The organism is Aquibaculum sediminis (assembly GCF_040712085.1).
Classification (GTDB): Bacteria; Pseudomonadota; Alphaproteobacteria; order Kiloniellales; family DSM-21159; genus Aquibaculum; species Aquibaculum sediminis.
The window spans coordinates 39255-65192 of record NZ_JBFCVK010000003.1 but is presented as its reverse complement, the minus strand read 5'-3'; the positions used below and the strand labels follow the sequence as shown (position 1 = coordinate 65192).

Below are 25938 nucleotides of genomic sequence, written 5' to 3'. Positions count from 1 at the left end.
CCCCTTCCTCCCTTTGATCTACCGCAAAGGGTCAGTGGCTGACTCTGTTAGCCTCACTGCTGCGGGCGCCCGGCTGCGTGCGGCGCGAAGTGCCGCTCGCCGTTGCACAAGAAATTCATGGAGGGACCGATGGCGCAGTCCAGCGAAGGAACGGAAAAGCGCGGCCTGAGGTTTCCCACGGCCTACAGCATCCTCTTCGGCCTCATCATCCTGGTGGCCATTCTCACCTGGATCATCCCCGCCGGGCAGTATGAGCGCGCCTACAACGAGGAACTGGACCGTGATGCGCCGGTCGCCGGAACCTACTCCGAAGCGGAGGCGAACCCGCAAGGCCTCATCGACGTTCTCATGGCGCCCATCGCCGGTCTCTATGACCCGGTCAGCTACGAGGCCAACGCCATCGACGTCGCACTCTTCGTGCTCATAATCGGCGGCTTCATCGGCGTCGTGACCGCAACAGGGGCGATCACAACCGGGATCGAGCGTGCCATGCTGGCGCTGCGAGGGCGAGAGAAGTGGATGATTCCCGTTCTCATGGGCCTCTTTGCCTTCGGCGGCACCACCTACGGCATGGCCGAAGAGACGCTGGCCTTCTACCCCCTGCTCATCCCGATCATGCTGGCGGCGCGCTATGACGTGGTGACGGCCGTGGCGGTGATCCTGCTTGGGGCCGGCGTCGGCGTTCTGGGATCGACGGTGAACGCCTTCGCCACGGTCATCGCGGCGGACGCCGCCGGCATTCCCTTTACACAGGGCATCGTGCTGCGCTTCGTCATCCTGGGGCTCTGCTGGCTTGCCTGCGTCCTCTATGTCATGCGCTATGCGGAACAGGTCCGCGCGGATCCGTCACGCTCTCTGGTCTATGACCGCAAACAGGAGCACGAGCGCCACTTCCTCGTGCCCCGCGACCAGGAGAAGAACCCGGAGTTCACCAGCCTGCACAAGATCGTGCTGGTTGTCTTCGGGCTGACCTTTGCGGTCATGATCTGGGGCGTGCTTTTCGCGGGCTGGTGGATGGGCGAGATGACGGCGCTTTTTCTGGGTGCTGCCATTCTGGTCGGCCTGATCGCCCGCCCTGGGGAGGAGCAGTTCGTCGAGTCCTTCCTTTCCGGGGTTCGGGACCTCGTCGGCGTGGCACTGATCATCGGCCTGGCTCGCGGCATCGTCGTGATCATGGACGATGGCCGGATCACCGATACGATCCTGCACTCGGCCGAACTGACGGTGTCCGGCCTGTCCGAGGTGATGTTCATAAACGTCATCTTTTGGCTGGAGGTGGGGCTGTCCTTCTTCGTGCCCTCATCCTCGGGCCTGGCGGTGCTCAGCATGCCAATCCTGGCGCCAGTCGCGGATTTCGCCGGCGTCGGTCGCCACCTTGTGGTTACGGCCTACCAGTCGGCCAATGGCCTGGTGAACCTGATCAACCCCACATTCGCTGTCGTCATGGGGGGATTGGCGATTGCCCGCGTGCCCTATGAGCGCTGGCTGCGCTTCATGTGGCCGCTGCTGCTGATTCTGACCGTCATCATCATGGCGTGCCTCAGTCTCGCCGCCCTGTTCTAAGGAGCCTCAACGATGGCACAAACCTATGGCGTGCACTCGGAAGTCGGAAAACTGCGCCGCGTCCTGGTGCACCGCCCCGGCACGGCGCTGGCCCGGCTGACGCCCGCGAACCGCGAGGAGCTGCTGTTCGACGACGTGATCTGGGTCAAGCAGGCCCGGGTGGAGCACCTCACTTTCGTCGATGCGATGCGGCACCGGGGTGTCGAAGTGGTCTTCCTGCGCGAGCTTTTGACCGAGACCATGAAGATCCCGGAGGCTCGGCGCTGGCTGCTCGATCGCCGGGTGAATGACAACAGCGTCGGCGTCGGCCTGGCTGACGATCTCCACGCCTACCTGATGGAAATGGATGCCGATCAGCTCTCGCGACTGCTCATCGGCGGGATGAGCAAGGCGGAGCTGCCGGTGGCGCCCGACAGTGTGGTGGCCTCGGTGCTGGTACCGGAGGAGTTCATCCTGCCGCCCCTGCCCAACCACCTCTTCACCCGCGACACGACCTGCTGGATCTACGAAGGGGTGACGCTCAACCCCATGAAGTGGAACGCCCGGCAGCTGGAAACGGTCAACATTGCCGCGATCTACCGCTTCCACCCCGACTTCCGTGACGCCGGCTTCCCGGTCTGGTGGGGCGATCCCGATCAAAGCTTCGGCAAGGCCACGGCCGAGGGCGGCGACATCATGCCCATCGGCAATCGCACCGTCCTGATCGGCATGGGCGAGCGCACGACGGCGCACGCCACCGGCCAGATCGCCCGGGCGCTTTTCGCACAAGGGGCGGCCGATCGGGTCATTGCCTGTCGCCTGCCCATCGAGCGCGCCAGCATGCACCTCGATACGGTCTTCACCTTCTGTGACCGCGATCTGGTGACGGTCTTCTCCGACGTGGTGGACGTCATTCAGGCCTTTTCCCTGCGCCCGGGCGACAAGCCGGGGCGGATCGACGTGCGGGCGGAAGAGCGGCCGCTCACCGAGGTCGTGGCCGAAGCGCTGGGTTTCAAGCAGCTGCGCGTGGTGCAGACCGGTGGCGACGCCTATGTCCGCGAGCGCGAGCAGTGGGACGACGGCAACAACGTGATCGCCCTCGAGCCCGGCGTGGTCGTCGGCTACGACCGCAACGTCTACACCAACACCCTGCTGCGCAAGGCGGGGGTTGAGGTGATCACCGTGCCAGGCGCGGAACTGGGGCGCGGCCGCGGCGGTGGCCACTGCATGACCTGTCCATTGATCCGCGATCCAATCTGAGGGAGCACACCATGCCTGTGAACCTGCACGGTCGCAGCTTTCTCAAGCTGCTCGATTTCACGCCGCAGGAGATCCGCTTTCTCCTCAAGCTCTCCGCCTCGCTCAAGCAGGCCAAGTACGGTGGCTACGAGCAGCAGAAGCTCAAGGGCAAGAACATCGCGCTGATCTTCGAGAAGGACTCCACCCGCACCCGCACCGGCTTCGAGGTCGCCGCCTATGACCAGGGCGCGCACGTCACCTATCTCGGGCCCACGGGCACGCAGATCGGCAAGAAGGAGTCGATGAAGGACACCGCGCGGGTGCTCGGCCGCGTCTATGATGCCATCGAATACCGCGGCTTCGGGCACACCATGGCGGAAGCATTGGCCGCCCATTCCGGGGTGCCGGTCTACAACGGTTTGACCGACGAGTTTCACCCCACGCAGATCCTCGCCGACTTCCTCACCATGCGCGAGTACACCCGCAAGCATCTCTCGCAGATCACCTTCTGCTTCCTGGGTGATGCCGGCAACAACATGGGCAACTCGCTGATGGCCGGGGCGGCGCAGATCGGCATGGATGTGCGCCTGGGCGCGCCGAAAGCCTGCTGGCCGGACCAGGAACTGGTCGACCACTGCCGCGCAATCGCGCAGCAGACCGGAGCGAAGATCACCCTGACCGAGGATCCCAAGGAGGCCGCGAAGGGCTGCGACTACGTCTACACCGACGTCTGGGTGTCCATGGGAGAGCCGGATTCGGTCTGGGAGGAGCGGATCAAGCTGCTCACGCCCTACCGCGTGACCTCGGACATCATGGCCGCCACAGGCAATCCCCATGCCAAGTTCCTGCACTGCCTGCCGGCCTTCCATAACCGGGAAACCGAGATCGGCGAGAAGATCTTCCAGCAGTTCGGGATCGACTGCATGGAGGTGAGCGAGGAGGTCTTCGAGTCGGAGGCCTCCGTTGTTTTCGACCAGGCAGAGAATCGGATGCACACCATCAAGGCGGTTCTGACCGCCACCATAGGAGGCTGACATGCGCATCGTGGTCGCACTGGGCGGCAACGCCTTGCTCAAGCGGGGCGAGCCCATGACCGCCGAGGTGCAGCGCAGCAATGTGCGTCACGCTGCCCGGGCGCTGGCCGACCTGGCGCGAGACCATGAGATCATCGTGGCGCACGGCAACGGACCGCAGGTCGGCCTGCTGGCCCTGCAGGCCGCCGCCTATCAGGATGTGGAGCCCTATCCGCTCGATATTCTTGGAGCCGAGAGCGTCGGCATGATCGGCTATCTGGTCGAGCAGGAACTGGTCAATGCCCTGCCGCCGGAGCGAAACTGTGCGACCCTGCTGACTCAGATCGAGGTGGATCGCGGTGATCGCGCCTTCCTGAAGCCGGAAAAGCCCATCGGCCCGGTTTATGATGACGCGGCCGCCGAACGGGTGCGCAGCGCCCACGACTGGCCGCTGGTCGAGGAGAAACCGGGCAGTTGGCGCCGCGTCGTCCCTTCGCCGGCACCCAAGCGGATCACGCAGATTGGAGCCATCCGCCTGCTGGTCGAAGGCGGCGTCATCGTCGTGTGTGCCGGCGGCGGCGGCATTCCGGTGGTGCGCAACGATTCCGGCGAGATGGAAGGCATCGAGGCGGTGATTGACAAGGATCACGCGGCCGGACTGCTCGCCCGTGAATTGGAGGCGGAGGCCTTCCTGATGCTGACCGATGTCGAGGCGGTGTTCCTCGACTGGGGCACGGCCGAGCAGCGCCCGCTGCGCAGGGCCACGCCGGAAGAGTTGGCGCGCATGCAGTTCCCGGCCGGGTCCATGGGCCCGAAGGTGGAGGCAGCCAGCAGTTTCGCATCCACCCCTGGCCGCTTGGCGGGGATCGGCCGCCTCGAGGAGGCGCGGGCGATTCTGGAGGGGCGCAGCGGCACGCTGGTGCAGCAGGAGCCTTGACGGCCTCGACAGTCCGCTCGCACTGTCGGTGCTGGCTCTTCCTTCCGGGCGGGGTTCTGTGATGCGGCTCTCCGGCAAAAGCTGGATCCTGTTGCTGCTCTTGGTTCTGGTGCTCGCCGCGGGCGCCTATCTTTGGCAGGGTCTCGGCGATCAGGATTTGCCGGCCGGTTTCGCCAGCGGCAATGGGCGCATCGAGGCGGTGGAGATTGATGTCGCCACAAGAACGCCGGGCCGCATCACCGAGATTCTGGCGAACGAAGGGGATTTCGTCGAAGCGGGTCAGGTGCTGGCGCGCATGGACACGGCGGTGCTCGATGCCCAGCTGCGCGAAGCACAGGCGCAGTTCCGGCGTGCCGAGATTGCGGTCGGGACGGCGGGCAGCCTCGTGACTCAGAGACGCGCCGAGAAGGCCGCGGCCGAAGCCGTGGTGGCCCAGCGCGAAGCGGAGCTCGACGCGGCTGAGCGGCGCCTTGCGCGCTCGGAAGAGCTGGCGCCGCGGGGCACGGTGCCGGTGCAGCGCCTGGATGATGATCGGGCGCAGACCCAGGGCGCCCGCGCCGCGGTGAGCGCGGCCGAAGCCCAGGTGGCGGCCGCGGAAGCGGCGATCGCTGCGGCCGAAGCCCGCATCGTCGATGCTGAGGCGGAGGTGGAGGCGGTGGCTGCCACGATCGAGCGCGTTCAGGCGGACCTCGACGACAGCCTGCTGCGCGCGCCGCGCAACGGCCGGGTTCAGTACCGCGTGGCCCAGCTCGGCGAAGTGCTGCCGGCCGGCGGGCGGGTGCTCAACCTGGTGGACCTGGCGGACGTTTATATGACGGTCTTCCTGCCCACGAGCGAGGCGGGACGGGTGGCCATCGGCAGCGAGGTGCGTCTGGTGATGGATGCCGCACCGGAGCACGTCATCCCGGCGCGGGTCAGTTTCGTCGCCGACGTGGCGCAGTTTACGCCGAGAACGGTCGAAACCGCGGACGAGCGGGAGAAGCTGATGTTTCGCGTGCGCGCGCGCATCGACCCGCGCTTGCTGGAAGAGCATATCACTCAGGTGAAGACCGGACTGCCGGGCGTGGCCTACATCCGTCTCGACCCCGAGGTCGATTGGCCCGATTGGCTGGCGCTCACCCTGCAGCCATGAGCAGCGCTGCCGTTTCCGGGTCGGCGCAGCTTCCGCCGGTCGCCACGCTGCAAGACGTAACGCTGGCCTACGGGCGCACCCTGGCCCTCGACGGTGTCGGCCTTGCGGTACCGGCGGGGCAAATGGTCGGCCTCATCGGACCGGACGGGGTGGGCAAGTCGAGCCTGCTGGCCCTGATTGCAGGCGCACGGCAGATCCAAAAGGGCCAGGTCGAGGTGCTCGGCTGTGATATGGCCGATGCGGTCCAGCGACGCGCGCTGGGGCCGCGCATCGCTTACATGCCCCAGGGGCTGGGCCGAAACCTCTATCCGACCCTTTCGGTCTTCGAGAACGTCGATTTTTTTGGCCGCCTCTTCGGCCACAGCAGCGCGGAGCGCGCGCAACGCATCGCGCTCCTGCTCGAGGCCACGGGGCTTGCGCCCTTTCCCGATCGACCGGCCGGCAAGCTCTCGGGCGGCATGAAGCAGAAACTCAGCCTCTGCTGCGCCCTGATTCACGACCCGGCTCTCCTGATTCTCGACGAGCCGACCACGGGCGTCGATCCACTCTCCCGGCGCCAGTTCTGGGAGCTGATCGAGCATATCCGCAGCCAGCGGCCGGGCATGAGCCTGCTGGTGGCCACGGCCTATACGGAAGAAGCCGCGCGCTTCGACTGGCTCTTCGCCATGGACGAGGGGCGCCTGCTTGCCCAGGGTAGCCCGCAGGATCTCCAGGAGGCCAGCGGTGCCGCCTCGCTCGAGGCCGCCTTCATCGCACTCCTGCCCGAGGAGAAGCGCCGGCTGCACAAGCCGGTGGAGATCACGCCGCGTCCCGCGGGCGAGGACGCCCCCGTAGCGATCGAGGCGCGCGATCTGACCAAGCGTTTCGGCGATTTCGTCGCTGTGAACCAGGTCACCTTCCGCATCCGCCGCGGCGAGATCTTCGGATTCCTCGGCTCCAACGGCTGCGGCAAGACCACCACCATGAAGATCCTGACCGGGCTGTTGCCGGCCACCGAAGGCGAGGCCTGGCTCTTCGGGCAGCAGGTGGATGCCCAGGACATCGAGGCCCGTCGCCGGGTCGGCTACATGACCCAGAGTTTCTCGCTCTATGGCGAGCTGAGCGTGCGCCAGAACCTTGAACTCCACGCGCGCCTCTTCCAGGTGCCGGCGGGGCGGATCCCGGAACGGGTGGCCACCCTGGCCGAACGCTTCGAGTTGAACGAGGTCCTCGACGCCCTGCCGGGGAAGCTGCCGCTGGGTCTGCGCCAGCGCCTCTCACTGGCGGTGGCTCTGATCCATGAGCCGGAGCTCTTGATCCTGGACGAGCCCACCTCGGGCGTGGACCCGGTGGCGCGCGATGCCTTCTGGCGGCACCTGATCGAACTCTCGCGCCGCGATGGCGTCACCATCTTCGTTTCGACCCACTTCATGAACGAGGCTGAACGCTGCGACCGCATCTCCCTGATGCACGCGGGCGAGGTGCTGGTGAGCGACACGCCGGCGGCGCTCCAGGAAAGGAGCAACTCCGAGACTCTGGAGGAGGCCTTCGTCCACTATCTGCAGAAGGCCGTCGACGAGGAGGGGGACGGGGAGGGTAAGGAGGCCACCCGCGCTACGGCTTCCTTCGACGTCCCCGCCACCGCCGTGGCGGAAAGCGCCTCCGACCGATCTTTCGACCCGCGTCGGCTGTTCAGCTACACGCGGCGCGAAGCCCTGGAACTGCGCCGCGACCCCATCCGCGCAACCCTGGCCCTGCTCGGCAGCGTGCTGCTGCTGTTCATCATGGGCTACGGAATCACCATGGATGTGGAGGATCTCACCTTTGCCGTGCTCGACCGCGATCAGACCACCACCAGCCGCGATTACACGCTCGGCCTGTCCGGATCGCGCTACTTCATCGAGCGAGAGCCGCTTGCCAGCCACGCCGAGCTGGACTCGCGCATGCGCAGCGGCGAGATCAGTCTAGCGCTCGAAATTCCGCCCGGCTTCGCCCGCGATGTCGCCCGCGGACACGCGGTGGAGATCGGCGCCTGGATCGACGGCTCTATGCCGCAGCATGCCGAAACGGTGCGCGGTTATGTCCAGGGCATGCATGCCCACTGGCTGAGCCAGCGGCTCGCTGAAAGCCAGGCTGCCAACCAGTCTTCCGAGCTTTTCACCATCGAGACGCGCTATCGCTACAATCCGAACGTGGAAAGCCTGGTGTCGATCGTCCCGGCCGTCATCCCGATCCTGCTGGTCCTCTTTCCCGCCATGCTGGCGGCGATGAGCGTGGTTCGGGAAAAGGAACTGGGCTCCATCGTCAATCTCTATGTCACGCCGGTAACGCGCCTCGAGTTTCTCGTCGGCAAGCAGTTGCCTTACATCGCGCTGGCGATGGTGAATTTCCTGACGCTTTGGGTCCTGGCGGTCACCCTCTTCGGCGTGCCCATGACCGGAAGCTTCCTCACGCTGCTGCTGGCAACCCTGATCTACGTCAGCGCCACGACCGCCATCGGCCTGCTCATCTCCTCCTTCATGCGCAGCCAGATCGCCGCGCTTTTTGGAACGGCGGTCCTGACCATGCTTCCGGCGGTGCAGTTCTCGGGCATGATCGATCCCGTCTCCTCCCTGGAAGGGGCCGGTGCGGTGATCGGCGCGCTCTACCCCACCACGCACCACCTCACCATCGCGCGCGGCACCTTCGCCAAGGGCTTGGGCTTTGCCGACCTGCAGGCGGCCTTTGTGCCGCTGCTCATCGCCGTGCCGGTGCTGATCGGCCTCAGCGTTGTGCTGTTGAAGAAGCAGGAGCGCTGAGGCCATGCGCAGCCTGGCCAACATCTGGTTCCTGGGGGTGAAGGAGCTGCGCGGGCTGCTGCGCGACTCGGTCATGCTGGTGCTGATCGTCTATTCCTTCACCTTCTCGGTCTACACCGCGGCAACCGCCATGCCGGAGACCCTGAACAAGGCGCCCATTGCCATCATCGATGAGGATCGTTCGCCGCTGTCCTTTCGCATCATCGATGCCTTTTATCCGCCCTTCTTCCTGGAGCCATCGCTGATCGACCATGCGGAGATGGACGCGCGCATGGATGCGGGGCTGGACACCTTCGCGCTCAACATTCCCGCAGAGTTTCAGCGCGACCTGCTGGCGGGGCGCAATCCGGCGGTTCAGCTCAACGTCGATGCTACGCGCATGAGTCAGGCCTTCACCGGCACCGGCTATGTCAGCAGTATCGTCAGTGCCGAAGTCCAGGAGTTTGCCCAGGGCTATCGCGCCATACCCGAGCTTCCGGTGACGCTGGTCGAGCGGGCGCGCTTCAATCCGGAGCTCAATCCGGCCTGGTTCGGCGGCATCGTGCAGGTGATCAACAACGTCACCATGCTCTCGATCATCCTGACCGGCGCCGCGCTGATCCGCGAGCGCGAGCATGGCACCATCGAGCATCTGTTGGTCATGCCGGTCACGCCCTTCGAGATCATGACCAGCAAGGTGCTTTCCATGGGGCTGGTGGTGCTGGTCGCCGCCAGCTTTTCCCTCGCCGTCGTGGTGCAGGGGCTGATGGAGGTGCCGATCGAGGGCTCCATCGCGCTCTTTCTCGCCGGAACCGCGCTGCACCTCTTTGCCACCACTGCCCTGGGCATCTTTCTCGCCACCCTGGCGCGTTCCATGCCGCAGTTCGGCATGCTTCTGATCCTGGTGTTGTTGCCGCTGCAGATGCTTTCGGGCGGCAGCACGCCGCGCGAGAGCATGCCGGAGATCGTCCAGTTCATCATGCTGGGGGCCCCCACCACCCACTTCGTCATGCTGGCCCAGGCGATTCTTTTCCGGGGCGCCGGCTTCGCCCTTGTCTGGCCGCAGTTCCTGGCGCTGATCCTCATCGGTGGCCTGCTCTTCGCCTACACCCTCTCCCACTTCCGCAAGACCATCGGCAGCCTGGCTTGAGCAGGCAGTGCCGCGCCGTGTGCGGTTGTTCTGCTATGCTGACGTGCGAGCAGGGTAACGGCAAGAGGCAGGGCCATGAAAGAGGTGATCGCGGAGCGCATGGCGGCGCGAATCGAGGGGGATTTCGTGGTCTTCCTCATCGGCATGCGCATCAACAAGCCCTGGAAGGCGCGGCGTTGGTGGCCGGTCTTCCGGGCGATGCCGGCCATGCTGCGCGAACTGGAGGCGGCCGGACCTGAGACAGGCTTTCTCGGGCACAGCGGCCTCAGCATGCGCCTCATCGCCCAGTACTGGCGCAGCTTCGAGCATCTGGAGGCCTATGCCCGGGCCGAGGAGGGGCGCCACCGACAGACCTGGACCGCCTTCAACCGCGCCGCCCGCCACGCCCGCGGCGACGTGGGCATCTGGCACGAGACCTATCTGGTCAAGGCCGGCGCCTACGAAGCCGTCTACTCTGGAATGCCGCGCACCGGCCTCGGCCGTGCCGGGGAGCTTGTGCCGGCGAAGGGCGAACTGAGCGAGGCGCGGAGACGGCTGCGTCTTGGCGGGTGAGTGGCGCGGACGGGATTACGTGATCCGCCGTGCGCGATGGGCGATGGCGGAGATCGCGATCCAAACGGTAAGCCGCAGGAGCAACGCGCCCAGCGTGCGCATCTCGTAGGGATTTCCGGCAAGGACATGCAGGAGGAAGGGAAGCAGGGCGCGGGATCGATTCAGGTCCGGCATGTCGATCCCACTCCTCCAGAGCGCGCTGCGCCGAGTGGTGTCGTTTCAATCGTCTGATGCACGCGTCCATCCCCAATCATCGAAGAGCACGTAGATCGCCGGGATCACCAGCAGCACCAGCAGCGTGGCGCTGAGCAGACCGAATGCGACGGCGATAACCAGCGGCTTGATGGCGGCCGCCTGGGTGCTGGTCTCGGCCAGAAGCGGCAGGAGGCCGGCGATCGTCGTGCTGGAGGCAATCAGGATGGCACGCAGTCGGTCGCGGCTGGCCTGACCCGCCGCCGTCACGGCATCCAGGCCCCGGCTGCGATGGGTCTTGATGAAATGGATCAGCAGGATGGCGTTGTTGACGACAATGCCTGCCAGGGAGGCCGCCCCGATCAGCGAGGGCATGGAGAGATAGTAGCCCATGGCCACGTGCCCCCAGATGGCACCGATGAACGCCAGCGGGATCGACAGCATGACGATCATCGGTTCGACGTAGCTGCGGAACTGGAACGACAGGATCACGAAGATGCCGACCAGCCCGACCAGCAGCGCGCGGCCAATGGAGCGGCCGGTTTCAGCAGAGCGCGCCACCTGCCCCTCGAAGCTGACCGATATCTCTGGATAGCGCGCTTGGATTTCGTCCAGCCAGTTGCGGCGCAGGTCGTCGACGATGGCCTGACCGCTGGCCTGGCGCGCATCCACGTTGGCTTCGACAGTGACGGTGCGCCGCCCGTCAACATGCGTGATGCGTGCCCAGTCGCGCGTCTCTCGGACGTTCGCCACCACTTCGAGCGGCACCCGGACACCATCGGGCAGGGCAAGGGTCTGGTCGGCCAGAGCATCGAGGCTGTTGCGATCGGCTGGTGGCTGGCGCACCAGGATCTCCACTTCGCGGTCACCGATGCGCTGGGTGTCGGCAATCTCACCGAGCAGGGAAGCACGTAGCTGGGCGGCCACATCCTCGGCGGTCAATCCCAGGCCGTGGGCCCCTTCGGCGAGCGAGAAGCTGCGCTGCGGCTTGCCCCGGCGAAGATCGTCCATGACGTTGTAAACGGAAGCGTAACCCTCGAGGTATGTGCTGAACTCCCGCGCGGCCGCCTTCAGCATGTCGAGATCCTCGCCGGTCAGGCGCACCTCGACCGGCACGCCGGCGGGTCCAAAACCCGGCTCCTGGATGACCAGCCGCTGCAGTCCTGCAATTTCGCCAATCTCGTCGCGCCATGCGGCAGTGATTTCATCCAGAGACACAGGGCGACGCTCGGCGGTGAGCAGGTCGACGATAACCGTGGCCACGTGGGGGCCGGCCTCACGGGCGCTGGGGTTGTAATTGAAGCGAACCTGGATCGCCTCCACCAGGGCTTCACCGCCCGGCTGCTCCGGGGTGAAACGCGCGTCAAGGCGCCGCATGGCCGATTCCACCTGTCGAGCCACGGTTTCGGTGCGGTGGAGCGGTGTGCCCTGGGGCATCAAAATGCGTGCCTCCAGCACATCGCCATCGATGTCGGGCATCGCTTCACTGCCGATGTGCCCACCGGCTATGAAGCCGGCCGAGCCCAGCATGATCGCCAGGACGCCGCCCAGCACCGCGTAGCGGAACCGGATCGCCAGGTCCGCCAGTCTCCCCACGCCCTCACGAAACCGGGCAAATCCGCGCTCGAAGGCGGCACGAAAACGCGAGTCACCCCGTTCGCGCAGCGCGGCAACGCTGCCTTTGAGGTGATGGGGCAAGATCCAGAAGGCTTCGAGCAGGCTGGCCGCCAGCGCGGCAATCAACACCACGGGCAGCACCTCCAGCACCGCGCCCAGCTCCCCAGCCAGGAAGGAAAGCGGCGCGAACACGGCCACAGTGGTGAGGAAGGACGAGAGCACCCCCGGAAGCACCTGGCGCGTACCGCTCACCACGGCCTCTAGCGGCGTCGCGGCTTCCGTGGCATGGGCGGCGATGTTGTCGGTGATGACCACGGCATCATCCATGACGATGCCGATGGCCATGAGCAGCGCCACCAGGGTGATCATGTTGAGTGACAGCCCGGCAAGGGCCATGGCCAGGAATGCACCCATGAAGGCCACTGGCAGTCCAAGGATCGCCCATAGCGCCAGTCTTGGCCGAAAGAACAGGCTCATCACCAGCACCACGAGCACCAGTCCCGTGATCCCGTTGCTGACCAGCATCTCCAGGCGGTCGCGCACGATGCTGGTCATGTCCTGGGTCAGGTCGAGGGTGACCCGGCCATCGAAGCGCTGGTTCTCGGCTTCGAGCAGGGCGGCCATGGAGTCTCGCACCGTCAGGGCGTCGGCTCGCAGCGACTTGCTCACCTCCAGAATGAGGGCCGGTTTGCCGTTGAAGTGAACCTGTTCCTCGGCGCGCTCGCCCACCTCACGCAGGGTCGCGATCTCGCCCAGGGTCAGTTCGCCGCCCTCGCCATCGGAGACCACGACCACAGAGGCCAGATCGCGCAGCGAACGACGCCGGTCGGTGAAGCGCAGCAGGATATCCCGGTCGGCGGTTTCCAGAGTGCCAAGCGGCAGATCGACGCTTTGGCGCGCCACACGGGCAGCCAGTTCCCGGGCCGAAATACCGTGCTGTCCCAGCACCGCTGCGGGAACTTCGACCTGCCATTGGCGCTGAGACATGCCGTGGATCACCACGTCGGCGACGCCCGGCAGCGCCATCAGCCGTTTTTCCAGCCGCAGGGCATAGTCTTCCAGCTGAGGCTGCGGCATGTCGCCGGTCACCGCGACTGCGGCCACGAGATCGCTGCGGTGCAGCTCGCGCACCACCGGAGCCTCCGCACGTGCAGGCAAGTCGTTGATGGCCTGGACTTCGGTCTGCAGTTCGTTGAGGAAACGGATCGCGTCGCCGCCGGCGGTCATGGTGGCCGTGGCGCTGGCCAGATTATCCTGGGCTACGCATGCGAATTCGTCGAGGAACTCCACGCCCTTCACTGCGTCGTGGAGACGTCGGCAAATGGCGTCCTCCACGTCGGTGGCGTTGGCGCCGCGGTAGACCACCTCGATCGCCACCTCCACCGGGCGGTAGTCGGGAAAGGTCTCGCGCTTGAGCTGTGGTGCTGCGAAGAGGCCAGCTACAATCAGCAGAACCAGCAACAGATTGGCCGCCGTGCCGTGGCTGGCGAACCAGCGGATCATGGTCGTGTGCCCGCGGCCTGGGCAGTAATTCGGCGTTCCAACGCTTCGTCGCGCCGGGGCGCGAGCGCCATGCCACGCAGCGCCGATGGCAAGTCGTCGACCACCACGCGTTCGCCAGCGGTGAGGCCGGAGGTGATCACTGCGAGGCCACCCTGCTCGAATGCCACCTCGACGTGCCGCCGCTCCAGACGATCCGCCTCATCGACAAGGTAGATCTCATCCTGGTGAACCGCGCTGGCCGGTATCGCCATCAAGGGGTCGGGGCTTGCCGCGGAGAGGCGGACCCGCGTGTACATGTCACGCTGCAGCGGCGGGCGGTCCGGTGGCAGGGCGTCGCGGTAAGGGTGATCGACCCGGACCACCACGCGCACCGTTCTGGTTTCCGGGTCCAGGCCGCTGGCAACCCGAACCACCCGGCCCGACCAGCGCACGCCCGGTGCTCCCACCAGCTCGAGTTCGGCTTCGATCGCCGAGAAGTCGATCCGCTCGCCCAGGCCCAAGGCACCCTGGGGTGGTTGCCCGGGTGCCACGCTGCCCAGCAGGCGCCGCAACATCGAGAAGGGAACCCGCGCCTCCACTTCGGCTGCAGCCAGACTGTCGGCCTGGAAGAGCCGCTGACCGACCCCCACAAACTGATGAAGTTCGACCTCGACCTCCCCCAGGCGCAGGTCATAGGGTGCCACGAAGCGGGTGTCATCGAGGTCGCGACGGGCCTGGGCGAGGCGCGTGGTGGCCCGCGCACGCTGCGCGTCCAGCATGGCTCGCCGTGACGGCAGCAGCGCCAAGGTGTTCTCCAGGGAAACCACGGCCTGGCGCTGCGTCAAGGTTGCGCGGCGCTGCTCGTCGCGCCGGGCGGGCGCCACCGTCCCTCTGTCGGCCAGGCTCTCGACCCGCGCCAACTCTCGCTCGGACAGAGCGAGTTGCTCGCGCTCGACCTCCAGCAGCCGTTGGGCGTTGTCTTCCTCGGTGTCGAGCTGCAGGCTTTCAGCCTTCAGGCTGGCAATCTCGCCTTCGATTTCAGCGATTGTCAGTTCGTAGCGGCTGGGATCCAGGACCACGAGCAAGGTGCCGGTGCGAAGAAATGCGCCGCTTTCCAGATCCGGGTGACGCTCCACCACGCGGCCAGCGACGTTTGCCACCGCCTGCCAGGTCTCCGTTGGGCGGGCCACGCCATGACCGCGCGCCTCAAGTCGGAAGGTGAGGGGGCGTGCCTCGATCACGCTGACCGCGACAGGCCTGGCCTCTGCCTCCAGCCGCTCCGGGGCCTGGCGATTGGCGACGAAAAGGATGAGCAGCGCGCCCCCCAGCGCGAGGCCGAGCAGCACGGCAAATGCTTTGCCCGCTTGTTTTGTCGGGAGTCTCATCCGCCTGCTCCAGCATCGGTGCGCAAGCCGTCGAGATAGATGTCGAAGACCCCTGGCGCCCGGCGTGCAATCGACGAAAGATCCCCGGCGATCAGTGATTGTATCACCAGTCCTTGTATGGTGCCGAGGAACTGGGTGGCGGCAGCGTCGATGTCCAGGTCCGGCCTGAGTGCACCGCTCAGGCGTGCCTCGCTCAGTCTGGCCTCGACCCGCCCATGGTAGAGACGCAGGAGCGAATGGATGATCCGACGCGCCGGCGTCTGGCGGTCATGCTGAAGCTGCCCCATCAGCATTCGCGGCACACCGGGGTGCTCTGTGATGAAGGCGATATGAGCGTTGAACATCGCCTCCAGCGCCTTCACGGGGCAAGACGCATCTGCCGCCGCCTCGTCGAGGCGGCGGATCACGCGGTCGGCCACCCATTCGGCCACTGCCTCCCAGATCGCCTCCTTGTTGGGAAAGTGCCGGAAGAGCGCCCCCTGCGTGACCCGCATGTGCTTGGCGATCCTGTCGGTCGTGATGGCCGCCGGATCTGCCTCGGCACACAGCGCTATGACGGTCTCGACTGTGCGCTCGCGGCGTGCCTGCGATGAAAGATAGTGGCCTGAACCCACAGCTTCCTCGCCTCAAAAGAAAGTAAGTGATTACTATCTTCTAGGGCCTACTCAAACCGGATGGCAACCCCCAACATCGGAAAGCCCTGGAGGACTGGCTTTCTCGGCCACAGCGGGCTCAGCATGCGTCTCATCGCCCAGTACGGGCGCAGCTTCTTTCTCACAGGGGTGTGAAACCCGATTGCTTCACGTTCCGCCGGCGCATGTCAGGGGTTGGTCGCAGTGATCTTCCACGAGGCGGAAGGCATGAGAACGCCTTCATCTGTCTGGAACGGAGCCAGCTCCCGTCTCAGTGCAGAGAGGATGTCATCGCGGCGCTCTTCCGTAATCTCCCCTGCCTCGCGGAAAAGCTCGCCTGCGGGGCCGATGGCAAGATGAAACGCGATGGCCTCGTCCACGGTTTGGCCCAAGTTCACCAGGGCGTCGATGCCCTCGAAGGCGATCGCCTCGTATCCGGCAAGATGGAGTTGCTGGCGTACCGCACTCTCGTCCGCCATGGAGAACGGTCCTGGGCCGCAGGTCTCTGCACTTTGCTCGAGCGCAGGAAGATAGGCCGCAACCACCTGTTTCGGCAGGTTCATGCAGGGGCTCTCCTCCAGTGCACGCCAAACGATCATTGTCATCGTACCGCCCGGTCGGAGCGCCGCCCGCATGTTGCGTAAGCCCGCGACCGGGTTCTCGAAGAACTGGGTGCCGAAGCGCGAGAACACGGCATCGTGGATGGGTTCGAAGGGTTGGGTCTGTGCGTCGGCTTCGAGGAATGCCAGGTTGGTGATGCCCGCCAAAGCGGCGTCCTGTCGGCCATGTTCGAGAAAGGCCTGGCAACAATCGATGCCAAGCACCCTGCCAGTGGGCCCGACCATGCGCGCCAGCTTGATTGCCGTGTCCCCAAAGCCGCAGCCGATGTCGACGACGCTGTCGCCCTCCTTCACGCCGAGGGTGGGCAGGACCTGATCGCTGTGTTTGGACGTTCCTTCGACAAGAATATGACGGAAGCGGATGAACTTGGGTGCCAGTATCCTGTTCCAGAAGTCGATGAGTTCGCTTTCCTGTTGAAGAGGGGTCGTGTTCACGCTGTCACCTCGCTTACGGGTGCGTTCTATCGTTCAATAATCGGACGACCCTGGGGGCGCCGTGTTAACAAGAGTCCGTTGTACGACCCATTCACCTTCCACCTTTTCGAGGATGGCCAGGTGATAGCCTTGAAGCGGTTCGCCTTGGGGGCCCGTGATTGTGTAGCGAGCGATGTCCCACGCAGTGTCGCCAAGCACCTCGATTTCGATGGTCTCGACGGTCATGTCGCGGAATCCCGCCTCGAAGCTCTCCCGGTAGCGCTGCTCTACAGCAGCTCGGCCCTCGAAGATTTGCCCCAGCGGTCCGTAGTAGACGACCTCCTGGTCGAACAACTTGGATAAGGCGACGGCATCCTCCTCGTTGAACCGCTCCTCGTACTGCTGAAGCCGCGCCTCGATTGCGCGCCGTTGGTCGGGATCGGCCGACGTCGCGCCGGGCAGCGTTGTCACGAGGACCAGCGCCGAGCCCGCCGCGATAAGGGTTCGTCTTGCGATGTCGAACATCGTGAACTCCTGTGAGTCGGACTGCCGTTGAGACTGACAATTGAGAGCGGACCAGGTAAGTGCGAAACTCGTCCGTATCGGTCCGTTTCCGTCGCGGAGCACAAGAATGACCGGCAATGCGCGCCTTCACGTGAGTCTGGTCGCCGTACCGGGGACCTTGGCAATGCCCGTTGCCGGCCTCTACGAGGTGCTCACGGCCTTTCCGGTGGTGGCAAGTTTCCATGCCGGCGTGCCGGCGTCCCCACCCTTCGTGGTCGACATCGTCGGGACGGCGCGCGCAACCGTGGAAGCGGGCAGTGGCCTGCCGATCACAATCCAGCGTGCAGTGGACGAGATCGCGCGGACAGACATCGTCATCGTGCCAACGATGGCCGTTGACGACCGCTGGGCAACAGGTCGCCATCCCGATTTGGTGGAGTGGATGCGGAGCATGCATGCACAGGGTGCGATGCTGTGCTCGGCCTGTACCGGACTGGGGCTTGTCGCGGAAACCGGGCTGCTGGACGGTCGGCAGGCGACGACGCACTGGGCGTTCGGACCGAGCATCCGCCGCGCATTCCCGAATATCGAGTTGCGCCTGGACGAGGTCCTGATAACGGCCGGCGAGCGCGAGGAATTCGCCATGTCGGGCGGGGCCGCCTCCTGGCAGGATCTGGTGCTCTACCTGATCGGCCGCTTCGTCAGCCCCGTCGCAGCGCAAGCGGTGGCGAAGTTCGAGCTGTTGGAGCGCCACGCCGAAGGCCAGGCGCCGTACCTTCCATTTCTCCCGAACACTCAACATGGCGACGGCATGGTGAGGCGCCAGCAGGATTGGCTGGATAGGAACTTCGCGGTTGCACGTCCGGTGGCGGAGATGACGCGCAGGTCGGGCCTATCCGCCCGCGCATTCGAGCGGCGTTTCAAGCGGGCGACGGGCTTTGGACCGATTGCCTACGTGCATGAACTGCGGGTTGCCGAAGCGAAACAGAAGCTTGAACGGACCGAGATCTCTATTGATCAGATAAGCTGGGAGGTCGGCTACGAGGACGCCGCAGCGTTCCGGCGCCTTTTCAAGCGAATCGCTCGCGTTACCCCCAGCACCTATCGGCGCAAGTTCGCACCGGCCGGAAACCTGTAGACTGCGGATTCCATCACCTGCCGGCCGTGGACACACCCTGGTTGCCGGAAGGAAACGAAGCGATGATCCTCACCCGTCCGCCCCAGCCCGCGCTTGGGCCATTCGCCGCGCGGAGCCACGCGCCGCACCATGTGCCGCTCGTGGCCTGGGTTCGGCCGGTCAGACTCCTTTCAAGACACCCGGCCGGACTCGCGCCAGGGTGGGCGAGACACTGTCGGAAAGGAAAGCGCCATGTCGATACACGAGGTCTTCCCCTATCTTCGCGTGAGCAACGCCGAAGCGGCGATCGCCTTTTACACGCGCGCCTTTGGCGCCGTGGAGAAGTTCCGCCTGACGGAGCCCGGTGGCCGCATCGGGCACGCCGAGCTTCTGTTCGGCGAGGCCATCGTCATGCTGTCCGATCCATTCCCGGAATTCGGCATCCATGCCCTCGACCCCGAGGGGCCCGGCGCCGTGGCCATCCATCTCCATGTCGACGACGCCGACGCGATGATCGCCAAGGCCGTCGAAGCCGGAGGCGCGCTGTCGCGCCCCGCGCAGGACCAGTTCTACGGGGAGCGGTCGGGGACGGTGCGTGATCCCTTCGGCTACGACTGGCTGATCGGCCACGCGATCGAAGATGTCGACCCCGAAGAGATGCAGCGTCGCTATAACAGGATGCTCGCGTCCGACTGCTGACCGGCGGGATTGACCCGATCAGCGAAAGACCTGTGGTGACGGTGACGGGCCCGCGTCACGGGCCTTGCTGTGTCCTCCGAGTGAGTGGAGCTCGAGTTGGGCTAACTTCGGGAGTCCTATTGGAGCTGCTGCGGCCGCGATGGTTTGCGGACGGAACAGCCGGCGATAGGCTCCGGGGGTCAGGCCGGTGAATCGCTTGAACAGCCGGCGGAAGAATGCCGGATTGTCGTAGCCGACGAGCGCGGCGATCTCATCCGCTGATGTGGCTGTGGCTTCGAGCAGGCGTTTGGCCTCTTCGATGCGCAGATTCTGGACATGCACGAGCAGGGGCGCGCCCGTCGCAGCCTTGAATCGACGCTTCAATGTGCGTTCCGGAATGCTGCAGGCCGAGACCACACCCGAGACGGCATTGGGCTCCCGGAAGTTCCGCGTGAGCCAGTCCTCGGCACGACGGACGACGGAATCGGCATGGGGCTGTCGTCGAACCAGACTGGCAAAGGGCAGCTGGCCTTCACTGTGCCACTTCAGCAGATACACCTTGGCAATGCGCAGCGCTTCTCCCGGATGACAGTGTCGCGCGACGATGTGCAGGGCGAGGTCGTGCCACGATGTGGTCCCGCCTGCGGTGACGATCCGCGCCGCTGGATCGGCAACGACGAGACTGGGCTGCGGGTTGAAGCGCACGCTCGGAAAGCTTCTTCGGAACAGGTCCTGGTAACCCCAGTGCGACGTCGCCTCGCGGCCATCCAGCAAACCAGTCGTTGCCAGGAGAATCGAACCGGAACAGGCGGTGTAGATCGTACTGCCGCGCTGGTAGCAGTGCCGGATCCATTCCTTCAGCTCGGCATATCGATCACTCAGATCGTCCGTCGGTGCCAACCAAAGCTCCGGGATGATCAGGATGTCTGCCACGGATGTTTCGCTGAAGGAGAGCTCCGGGTGAACGGGAATGGCGTTGCCGCAGGTGAACGGCTCGCGAGTCTCCGAAACGATGCGCGGCTGGATCATGCGCGGTCCCGGCTCCTCGCCCACCAGTTCCCGCCAAACGGTACCGGTGGCGGCAAGCACATCGACCATGCCATAGAGCGACGATCCGGCGGTTTCGGGAAGCGCCAGGATCAAGGCGTCAACGGGACCCGGTTGCGCGCGCGCCATCGCTTTTCTGAAACTGGCGTAAAGGGAACGATTCTGGCAAGAACCACGCTGATGCGCGACTCTGTCAAGTCCTAAATTGTGGTCATCGCCGGCGCCGGTTCGCGGCCTGGCAGAAACCCAAAGGATGGAGTTCAATCATGACCACACAGCACGCTACCGCCGAGATGGCGCATTTCGTTAATGGTATCAATGTCCAGGCCGCCCTCGACACCATCGAGGCACTGAAGGCCGACAAGAGTCTCGCCCAGTTTCAGTTCCGCGCGCGAAACACATGGGTCAGCGGCGGTGAGAACCGCTCGACAATTCGCGACTTCTTCGGTGCCGGGCGAGAGGATACCTCGCGCACCGCTGCCTTCGAGTTCACCAATGGTGAGCCGCCGGTGCTGCTCGGCAACAACGAGGGCGCCAACCCGGTCGAGTTCCTGCTGCATGCCCTTGCCGGCTGCGTCACCACGACCTTTGTCCTGCACGCCATGGCACGCGGTATCACCATTCATCGGATGTCGACCGAACTGATGGGCGACATCGATCTCCAGGGGCTGCTCGGTCTTGATGAGACCGTTCCGGCCGGCTACCGGCAGATCAACATCCGCATGCAGGTGGACGCGGACTGTTCGGAGGAGGAACTCGACGACCTGCTCGCCTATGCACAGCAGCACTCGCCAGTCTGCAACACTGTGTGCCGACCGGTCCCCGTTGTCATCGAACGCGTTATGGCTTGACCGTAAAGTGTAAGAGCGGACGCGCCACCCCCGGGATTGCTGGGGGTGGCCGTTCGTTTCGGCGTGGCTGTTCGCTTATCGCTGGCCGCAAACGCAGGGTGCCACGGCCTGGACGGGGCAGGATCGGGACTGGAATTTCCAGAATTACCGTATGAGGGTCCTTGCCCTCTGCGGCTCGAACGGCGTCATCAATCGGGTCTGATGAATGCCCATCCCCCGATAATGGGGAAGAGCCGGACGAGCGGAACACTCTACTATGGGTGGCGGAGAGGGAGGGATTCGAACCCTCGGTAGGGGGTTACCCTACAACGGTTTTCGAGACCGCCCCGTTCGACCGCTCCGGCACCTCTCCGCAGGTGTAGGCAAAGGGGCCCGCGGGGCCCGGGTCGACGATGGCGCGGACGTTAGCGAAAGCGCCCCCGAGCCGCAAGCACCGGGCGTGGCGCGCGGCGAGAAATCTGCCCCGGCTCAGCTGCCGCTGCGAATGGAAACGGGCGGCCCGAATGGAGCCGCCCGCAGTTACGCTTGTTGCCCGCTTGCTGTGCGGGCGGCAAGCCCCTCGTCAGTCGCCGATGCTCACGGTCTCCACACCTTGGGAGGCGCTTTGGCCTGATGAGGCACTGCAACAGGGAGCCCACGGTTATGGCAACAAGAGATCCTCCTAAATCGTTGATTCGTCGGGATTGTCTGGCGACCGCAGCCGAGTGACTTGAGCCCCCGGGATGCACAAGATCCTGGTGATCGCGGTTTGCAAGGTTCTGTGCGGCGGACAAACCTGCACGGACAGGGCATTGTTCGCACGCTCGAAGCGCAAGTTCCTGAAGGAGTTTCGGCGCCTGGAGAGGCATGCTCAGGCACGATACCGTCGTGCGGCGCAAGTACTGGCGGGGTCGGCCGGTGCGAGAAGGTGCGAGCAGTAGCTGCATTCGTTGCAGGTTTTGAATCCAAGCTGCCCGTTAGGGAATGCAAAAATATTACGCCGGCGGCGAGCTGGATCTCGCCGCCGGCAAATAGACTCTGACGGCCTCTAGTCGCGTCAGTTGTCCGGATCAGAGATCTCCGAGGTTGCCCGGAATGCCGATGGTTGCCGTGGTGACGTTAAGGGCGCCGATGGCGCTGGTGCTGATCGCACCGATGTTGCCGATGCTGGACATCCAGCCGTCCGCAACGTAGTTGGCACTGCCGTCGATGCTCTCAAAGTTGAGCGCCACGTTCACGATGTTGGTCGCAGCAACGCCTTCGTAGGCGAAGTTGCCGGCCACATCGAGATCACTGAAGCGTGAGGACGACCAGTAATCGACGCCGTCCACGTCAAAGTAGCCCAGCTCGGCCCCGCCGAAGCCGCCTTCGTCGTAGTGCACGTTGGTGATCTCGTCGATCTCCAAGCTGTCCCGGCTCGAATAGGACGTGCTGTCCACCGAGAAGGCGCCGGAGGCTGCATTGCGGCCGATGTTCACGTCGGTCTGGTTGACAGCGCCGGCCGCGAAGGTTTCGCTGACACCCAGATCGCGGCCTTCATGCCAGCCCTGATGGCCGATGTCGCCACCTTCGGCGGAAACGTTAATGGAGCCATCGATCGCAGGCCCGAAGTTGCCCGGGACGTAGTTGACGGCAATGTTTGCAATATTAACGTCTGCATCATTGATGTCAGCTGCCTGCGCAGCAGTGGAAATGCCCAACGCCAAGACCGCGGCGGATGCCGAAAGAAGTACTTTACGCATTTAACCCTCCCAAACTTAGGTGATGAATGATTGGGTTGATGCTCGGGCGCTCTGTTGCCAAAATCAGAACAAGCGAACATCAACTTCGCGCTGACTGCCATTGACCGGGGAAAGCTGATCAGGATCCGACTCCTCAGCTTTCTCCGAGTCAGAGGCATCATCCAGCGGCTTGTACCAGGGCACATTGGCCTCTGGGATGACTGAACCGCTTGGATCCTCTTGGGCAGGGGCCGCTTTCGGCTCCTGCCCCTCGTTCTCTGAATGTTGGTCGTTCGTCTCGCCGCCCACGCGCGCAGGAGCAGGGTGTTTTCCGGACGGCGCAGCAGCATCGCTGCCGTGCAGCTGCGCAAGTTGCGTCTTGCACTCCGCCCAGGTCTCCTGAGGCATCATCTGTGTCAGGAGCTCAAAGGTGGCGAGGTTCAGCATTTCGCGCAGCGCAAAGTGTAGCGCTTCTCGATTCTGGCCACCGATGTCGATGGAAACGAGCGTATCCCCGAAGAAACGGCCGACGCCTACCCCGAACTCCTCGGCAAAGACCTGCTTCTGCAAAGGCACGTTGGCCACGATCCGCCCGCTGCTGGTCTCTGTGACCGCCAGGTCCAGGCCCACGAGTATGCGGTGCTGTCGATAGCGCGGTCCGACGCCAGAGATGGAGACGTCGAGGCCCGAGCCCGGAATGAAATCCAGCGAATTGATGCTGCCAGTAATGTGGAAGGTCGCAGGAACCAGGGACGCAGCGTTACGCAGCCCCCACTGCATCTCATTGACCATGACCCGCGGATCGCGGCGGTTCACGAGGGGAGTGCCCGCCTTGAAAAGGGCGCTTTGAACGATGTCGCCGGCCCCTTGTGTGACAAAACGGCCGGCGCCGCCGTCGGTCAGCTGTTCCTTGCCGGTCTGATCCAGAACCGCCCCTACCGCGAAGCTCAAGCCCTTGCTGATCCGCCCATTCAGGCACATCAAAGCTTCGTCATAGGGGGTCACGATATCCTGTACAGGCGGCCCCTTGACCATGGGCGCGTTCTTTAGCGGCATCTCTACGCCTGTGCCACCAGCACAACCGGCCAATCCAAGTAGCGCAGCACCAACCACCGCAAGCCGAAGCTTCCCCATTATCCCCACCCCCGAGTTCTCAGAAATTATTAAGCGTCAGCTTGTTCTATCAGCAGCCCGCAAATCCGCCGCTCTGGCCGGGATTGCTAGAGACGCGGATACCGCCATCCTGACATCCGGCCGAGTCCGCGAGAGAGTCGATGTTGATGTTGCTGCCGTTGCTTATGTCGACCGCAGTGTTGTTGATCGCGCCGACCGCCGTGGTGGTTGTATCGCCTTGATCGAGGGGCTGGTCGTAGCCCTCTGGAAAATTGTTCGTGAACTCGCGAGAGTTGTCGTTGTTGACGTCGCCCTCAACATTCGTGTTCTGGTAGACGGTGGTGTTGCTTCTCCCGAACTCCGAATAGTAGTCGTTGCTCTTGCGCTCGATCATTTCGGCTTCCAGCAGACGAACTTGTATCTGTTGCGGAGAGCGGAACTGATAACTGCCGTTCCAATCGGAAGAGGGGTTGTTGCTCTGCGCTGCGGCGTTTGCTGACCACAGCAGCATTGCGCAGCAGCCGGATAAGAGGCAGATTTTGATCATTGTCACATTTCCTCGCTGCAAGCCATCAATCTGCGTTTGCATCACGCTGTCTTGAACAAGTGGCGTTGCTATCAAATTTTATTAGAATGCCTAAAGAATGTCCGCAAGGGAATAATTGTATGGGCGGACTTTTCCTCCCGCGATTGCTACCTGCCGGTGAAAGTTCACGCTGCGAGTGACGGCGGAGGTGGCGCGGCGATGCGATTTTGAATCTGGGGCGGGGGATGAGTTCGTCACCGCAGGGCGGTGGCCGTGCGGCCCACAAAAACAAAAGCCCGCCAAGTCGTTGACCTGGCGGGCCTTTTTGATGGTAGCGGGGGAGGGACTTGAACCCCCGACACGCGGATTATGATTCCGCTGCTCTAACCAGCTGAGCTACCCCGCCCCGGAGGGCGCCTTGTAATAGGAAGCGGGGGTGGTCCCTGTCAAGCGTGCTGCAGCGCCGCGCGCTGGGAAAAAGCTGTAGTGCAGATGGCAGTTGCGAAGCGTCCTGGCGGGCGGTCAGCGGTTCCAGGCCTGCTGCACCTCGAAGTGACGGCGGATCGCGTCCACGACGCTCTCGGTGAAGCGCTGGCGGTGGGCCGGGTCGCGCAGGCGGCGCTCCTCATGGCGGTTGGAGATGTAGCCGATTTCCAGCAGCACGGAGGGCACGGTCGGGGACTTCAGCACCGCGAAGCCGGCGAAGCGGTGGGTGTTGCGCAGCAGCTCCACCCGCTGGCCCAGGGAGTCCACCAGCATGGCCGCGTAGGTCTTGGAGAGGTTCATGGTGTCGCGCTGCGCCAGGCCCAGCAGGATTTGCCCCACCTCGGCCGGCCGGGAGGCCAGGTTGAGGCCGCCCACGGCATCGGCGCGGTTCTCCTTCGCCGCCAGGGCGGCGGCTTCGGCGTCAGACGCCTCTTCAGACAGGGTGTAGACCGAGGCGCCGCGGATGTCGCCCGAAGGGTGGGTGTTGGCATGGAAGGAGATGAAGAGGTCGCCGCGGGACTTCTCGGCGATGGCGAAGCGCTGGCGCAGCGGGATGAAGCGGTCGTCGTCGCGGGTCATCACCACGCGATAGCGCCCGGTAGCCGCAAGCGCGTCGCGCAGGCTGCGGGCGTAGCTCAGGACCAGGTCCTTTTCCTTGGTGCCCGAAACGCCGATGGCGCCCGGGTCGATGCCGCCATGGCCGGCATCGATGACGATGGTCGGGCGATGGTCGCGCGGTGGCGACGGGACGCCGGGCAGGGCGATGTCTATGGGCGCCAGCGGCTGGGCCGATTCGCGCAGACGGCCGACCTCCGCGCTCTTAAAGGCGTTGGCCGGCACGGGTTCCAGGTCCACCACCAGCCGGTGACTGCGTCCGGACTGGGGCGGCAGTTCCAGCACCCGGCGCACGCCCGCCGGTCGGTCGAGATCGAGCACCACGCGGCTGGTGCCGGGCGTGAAGAGGCCATAGCGCAGGGCCGAGACGTAGCCGCCGGCGATCTCTCCTGGCGGGTCGTTCCAGGTGACCTCCTGCAGGTCGATGACCACACGATAGGGATCCGGCAGCGCGAAGACGCGCCAGGAGGAGCGCTCGCTGAGTTCCAGCACCACCCGCGTCATGTCCGGGTGGGTGCCGATCCGCGCGTCAAGCACCGACGGCCGCGCCGCTGCCTGGCTCCCCAGTCCGAGGAGCAGCAGCAGCGCGAGCAACAGATGCAGCGTCCGGTATCCCTGCTTTCGACAGGGCATGAAGA

22 protein-coding genes and 2 tRNA genes are annotated in these 25938 nt (G+C 64.7%); 11 read left to right on the top strand and 13 right to left on the bottom strand.

Going from position 1 to position 25938, the window contains the following annotated elements; translation table 11 throughout:
• The first annotated feature begins 129 nt into the window (after window positions 1-129).
• The 8 genes from ABZ720_RS05370 to ABZ720_RS05335 all read left to right on the top strand — a co-directional run bounded on the left by ABZ720_RS05370 (window position 130) and on the right by ABZ720_RS05335 (window position 10321).
• Window positions 130-1563, top strand: coding sequence for a YfcC family protein (locus ABZ720_RS05370; protein ID WP_366554482.1), 1434 nt, complete (start codon window positions 130-132; stop codon window positions 1561-1563).
• A gap of 12 nt (window positions 1564-1575) precedes the next feature.
• A complete protein-coding gene (gene arcA / locus ABZ720_RS05365) occupies window positions 1576-2802 on the top strand; it encodes an arginine deiminase (RefSeq protein WP_366554481.1) in 1227 nt (408 codons plus the stop codon).
• A gap of 11 nt (window positions 2803-2813) precedes the next feature.
• A complete protein-coding gene (gene argF / locus ABZ720_RS05360; protein WP_366554480.1) occupies window positions 2814-3815 on the top strand; it encodes an ornithine carbamoyltransferase in 1002 nt (333 codons plus the stop codon).
• Window position 3816: 1 nt separating this feature from the next.
• Window positions 3817-4731, top strand: a complete 915-nt coding sequence (gene arcC, locus ABZ720_RS05355) for a carbamate kinase (RefSeq protein ID WP_366554479.1) — start codon at window positions 3817-3819, stop codon at window positions 4729-4731.
• A 61-nt stretch (window positions 4732-4792) separates the two neighbouring features.
• Window positions 4793-5863 carry an HlyD family secretion protein gene (locus ABZ720_RS05350; protein ID WP_366554826.1) on the top strand — a complete coding sequence of 357 codons (1071 nt, stop codon included), beginning with the start codon at window positions 4793-4795 and terminating at the stop codon, window positions 5861-5863.
• On the top strand, window positions 5860-8640 hold the full coding sequence (gene rbbA / locus ABZ720_RS05345) for a ribosome-associated ATPase/putative transporter RbbA (protein WP_366554478.1): 2781 nt from the start codon (window positions 5860-5862) through the stop codon (window positions 8638-8640). Before ABZ720_RS05350 ends, rbbA begins: the two co-directional genes overlap by 4 nt.
• A 4-nt stretch (window positions 8641-8644) precedes the next feature.
• Window positions 8645-9769, top strand: a complete 1125-nt coding sequence (locus ABZ720_RS05340) for an ABC transporter permease (RefSeq protein ID WP_366554477.1) — start codon at window positions 8645-8647, stop codon at window positions 9767-9769.
• 75 nt (window positions 9770-9844) lie between these two features.
• A complete protein-coding gene (locus ABZ720_RS05335; protein WP_366554476.1) occupies window positions 9845-10321 on the top strand; it encodes a DUF4188 domain-containing protein in 477 nt (158 codons plus the stop codon).
• A 15-nt stretch (window positions 10322-10336) separates the two neighbouring features.
• Here ABZ720_RS05335 and ABZ720_RS05330 read toward each other — a convergent pair whose 3' ends face one another.
• The 6 genes from ABZ720_RS05330 to ABZ720_RS05305 all read right to left on the bottom strand — a co-directional run bounded on the left by ABZ720_RS05330 (window position 10337) and on the right by ABZ720_RS05305 (window position 17188).
• Window positions 10337-10495: a hypothetical protein gene (locus tag ABZ720_RS05330; RefSeq protein ID WP_366554475.1), complete on the bottom strand. Its 159-nt coding sequence runs from the start codon at window positions 10493-10495 to the stop codon at window positions 10337-10339.
• A 45-nt stretch (window positions 10496-10540) separates the two neighbouring features.
• Window positions 10541-13633, bottom strand: coding sequence for an efflux RND transporter permease subunit (locus tag ABZ720_RS05325; protein ID WP_366554474.1), 3093 nt, complete (start codon window positions 13631-13633; stop codon window positions 10541-10543).
• Window positions 13630-14997 (bottom strand): efflux RND transporter periplasmic adaptor subunit, encoded by a 1368-nt coding sequence (locus ABZ720_RS05320; protein WP_366554473.1) that lies wholly within the window; start codon window positions 14995-14997, stop codon window positions 13630-13632. The genes ABZ720_RS05325 and ABZ720_RS05320 overlap by 4 nt, the downstream gene beginning before the upstream one ends.
• Window positions 14994-15611: a TetR/AcrR family transcriptional regulator gene (locus ABZ720_RS05315; RefSeq protein ID WP_366554472.1), complete on the bottom strand. Its 618-nt coding sequence runs from the start codon at window positions 15609-15611 to the stop codon at window positions 14994-14996. Before ABZ720_RS05315 ends, ABZ720_RS05320 begins: the two co-directional genes overlap by 4 nt.
• Before the next feature lie 206 nt (window positions 15612-15817).
• Window positions 15818-16684 (bottom strand): class I SAM-dependent methyltransferase, encoded by an 867-nt coding sequence (locus tag ABZ720_RS05310; protein WP_366554471.1) that lies wholly within the window; start codon window positions 16682-16684, stop codon window positions 15818-15820.
• 33 nt (window positions 16685-16717) lie between these two features.
• On the bottom strand, window positions 16718-17188 hold the full coding sequence (locus tag ABZ720_RS05305; RefSeq protein WP_366554470.1) for a YybH family protein: 471 nt from the start codon (window positions 17186-17188) through the stop codon (window positions 16718-16720).
• Between the two features lie 106 nt (window positions 17189-17294).
• Between ABZ720_RS05305 and ABZ720_RS05300 the strand changes: the two genes are divergently transcribed.
• Both ABZ720_RS05300 and ABZ720_RS05295 read left to right on the top strand, forming a co-directional pair.
• On the top strand, window positions 17295-18305 hold the full coding sequence (locus ABZ720_RS05300) for a GlxA family transcriptional regulator (protein ID WP_366554469.1): 1011 nt from the start codon (window positions 17295-17297) through the stop codon (window positions 18303-18305).
• 231 nt (window positions 18306-18536) lie between these two features.
• On the top strand, window positions 18537-18983 hold the full coding sequence (locus ABZ720_RS05295; RefSeq protein WP_366554468.1) for a VOC family protein: 447 nt from the start codon (window positions 18537-18539) through the stop codon (window positions 18981-18983).
• A gap of 18 nt (window positions 18984-19001) precedes the next feature.
• Here the strand turns inward: ABZ720_RS05295 and ABZ720_RS05290 are convergent, their stop codons facing one another.
• A complete protein-coding gene (locus ABZ720_RS05290) occupies window positions 19002-20138 on the bottom strand; it encodes a GlxA family transcriptional regulator (RefSeq protein WP_366554467.1) in 1137 nt (378 codons plus the stop codon).
• A 137-nt stretch (window positions 20139-20275) separates the two neighbouring features.
• Here ABZ720_RS05290 and ABZ720_RS05285 point away from each other — a divergent pair, with 137 nt between their 5' ends.
• Entirely contained in the window at window positions 20276-20860 is a 585-nt protein-coding gene (locus ABZ720_RS05285) for an OsmC family protein (RefSeq protein ID WP_366554466.1), read from the top strand.
• Window positions 20861-21121: 261 nt separating this feature from the next.
• Here the strand turns inward: ABZ720_RS05285 and ABZ720_RS05280 are convergent.
• The 6 genes from ABZ720_RS05280 to ABZ720_RS05255 form a co-directional block, all read right to left on the bottom strand.
• Window positions 21122-21212, bottom strand: a tRNA-Ser gene (locus ABZ720_RS05280).
• A 697-nt stretch (window positions 21213-21909) separates the two neighbouring features.
• A complete protein-coding gene (locus tag ABZ720_RS05275; RefSeq protein ID WP_366554465.1) occupies window positions 21910-22581 on the bottom strand; it encodes a hypothetical protein in 672 nt (223 codons plus the stop codon).
• A 63-nt stretch (window positions 22582-22644) separates the two neighbouring features.
• On the bottom strand, window positions 22645-23595 hold the full coding sequence (locus ABZ720_RS05270) for a CsgG/HfaB family protein (RefSeq protein ID WP_366554464.1): 951 nt from the start codon (window positions 23593-23595) through the stop codon (window positions 22645-22647).
• Between the two features lie 148 nt (window positions 23596-23743).
• Complete coding sequence (locus tag ABZ720_RS05265; RefSeq protein ID WP_366554463.1) at window positions 23744-24220, bottom strand: hypothetical protein; 477 nt, start codon at window positions 24218-24220, stop codon at window positions 23744-23746.
• A gap of 308 nt (window positions 24221-24528) precedes the next feature.
• Window positions 24529-24605, bottom strand: a tRNA-Met gene (locus ABZ720_RS05260).
• A gap of 116 nt (window positions 24606-24721) precedes the next feature.
• Complete coding sequence (locus tag ABZ720_RS05255; RefSeq protein ID WP_366554462.1) at window positions 24722-25933, bottom strand: N-acetylmuramoyl-L-alanine amidase; 1212 nt, start codon at window positions 25931-25933, stop codon at window positions 24722-24724.
• Between the last annotated feature and the right edge of the window lie 5 nt (window positions 25934-25938).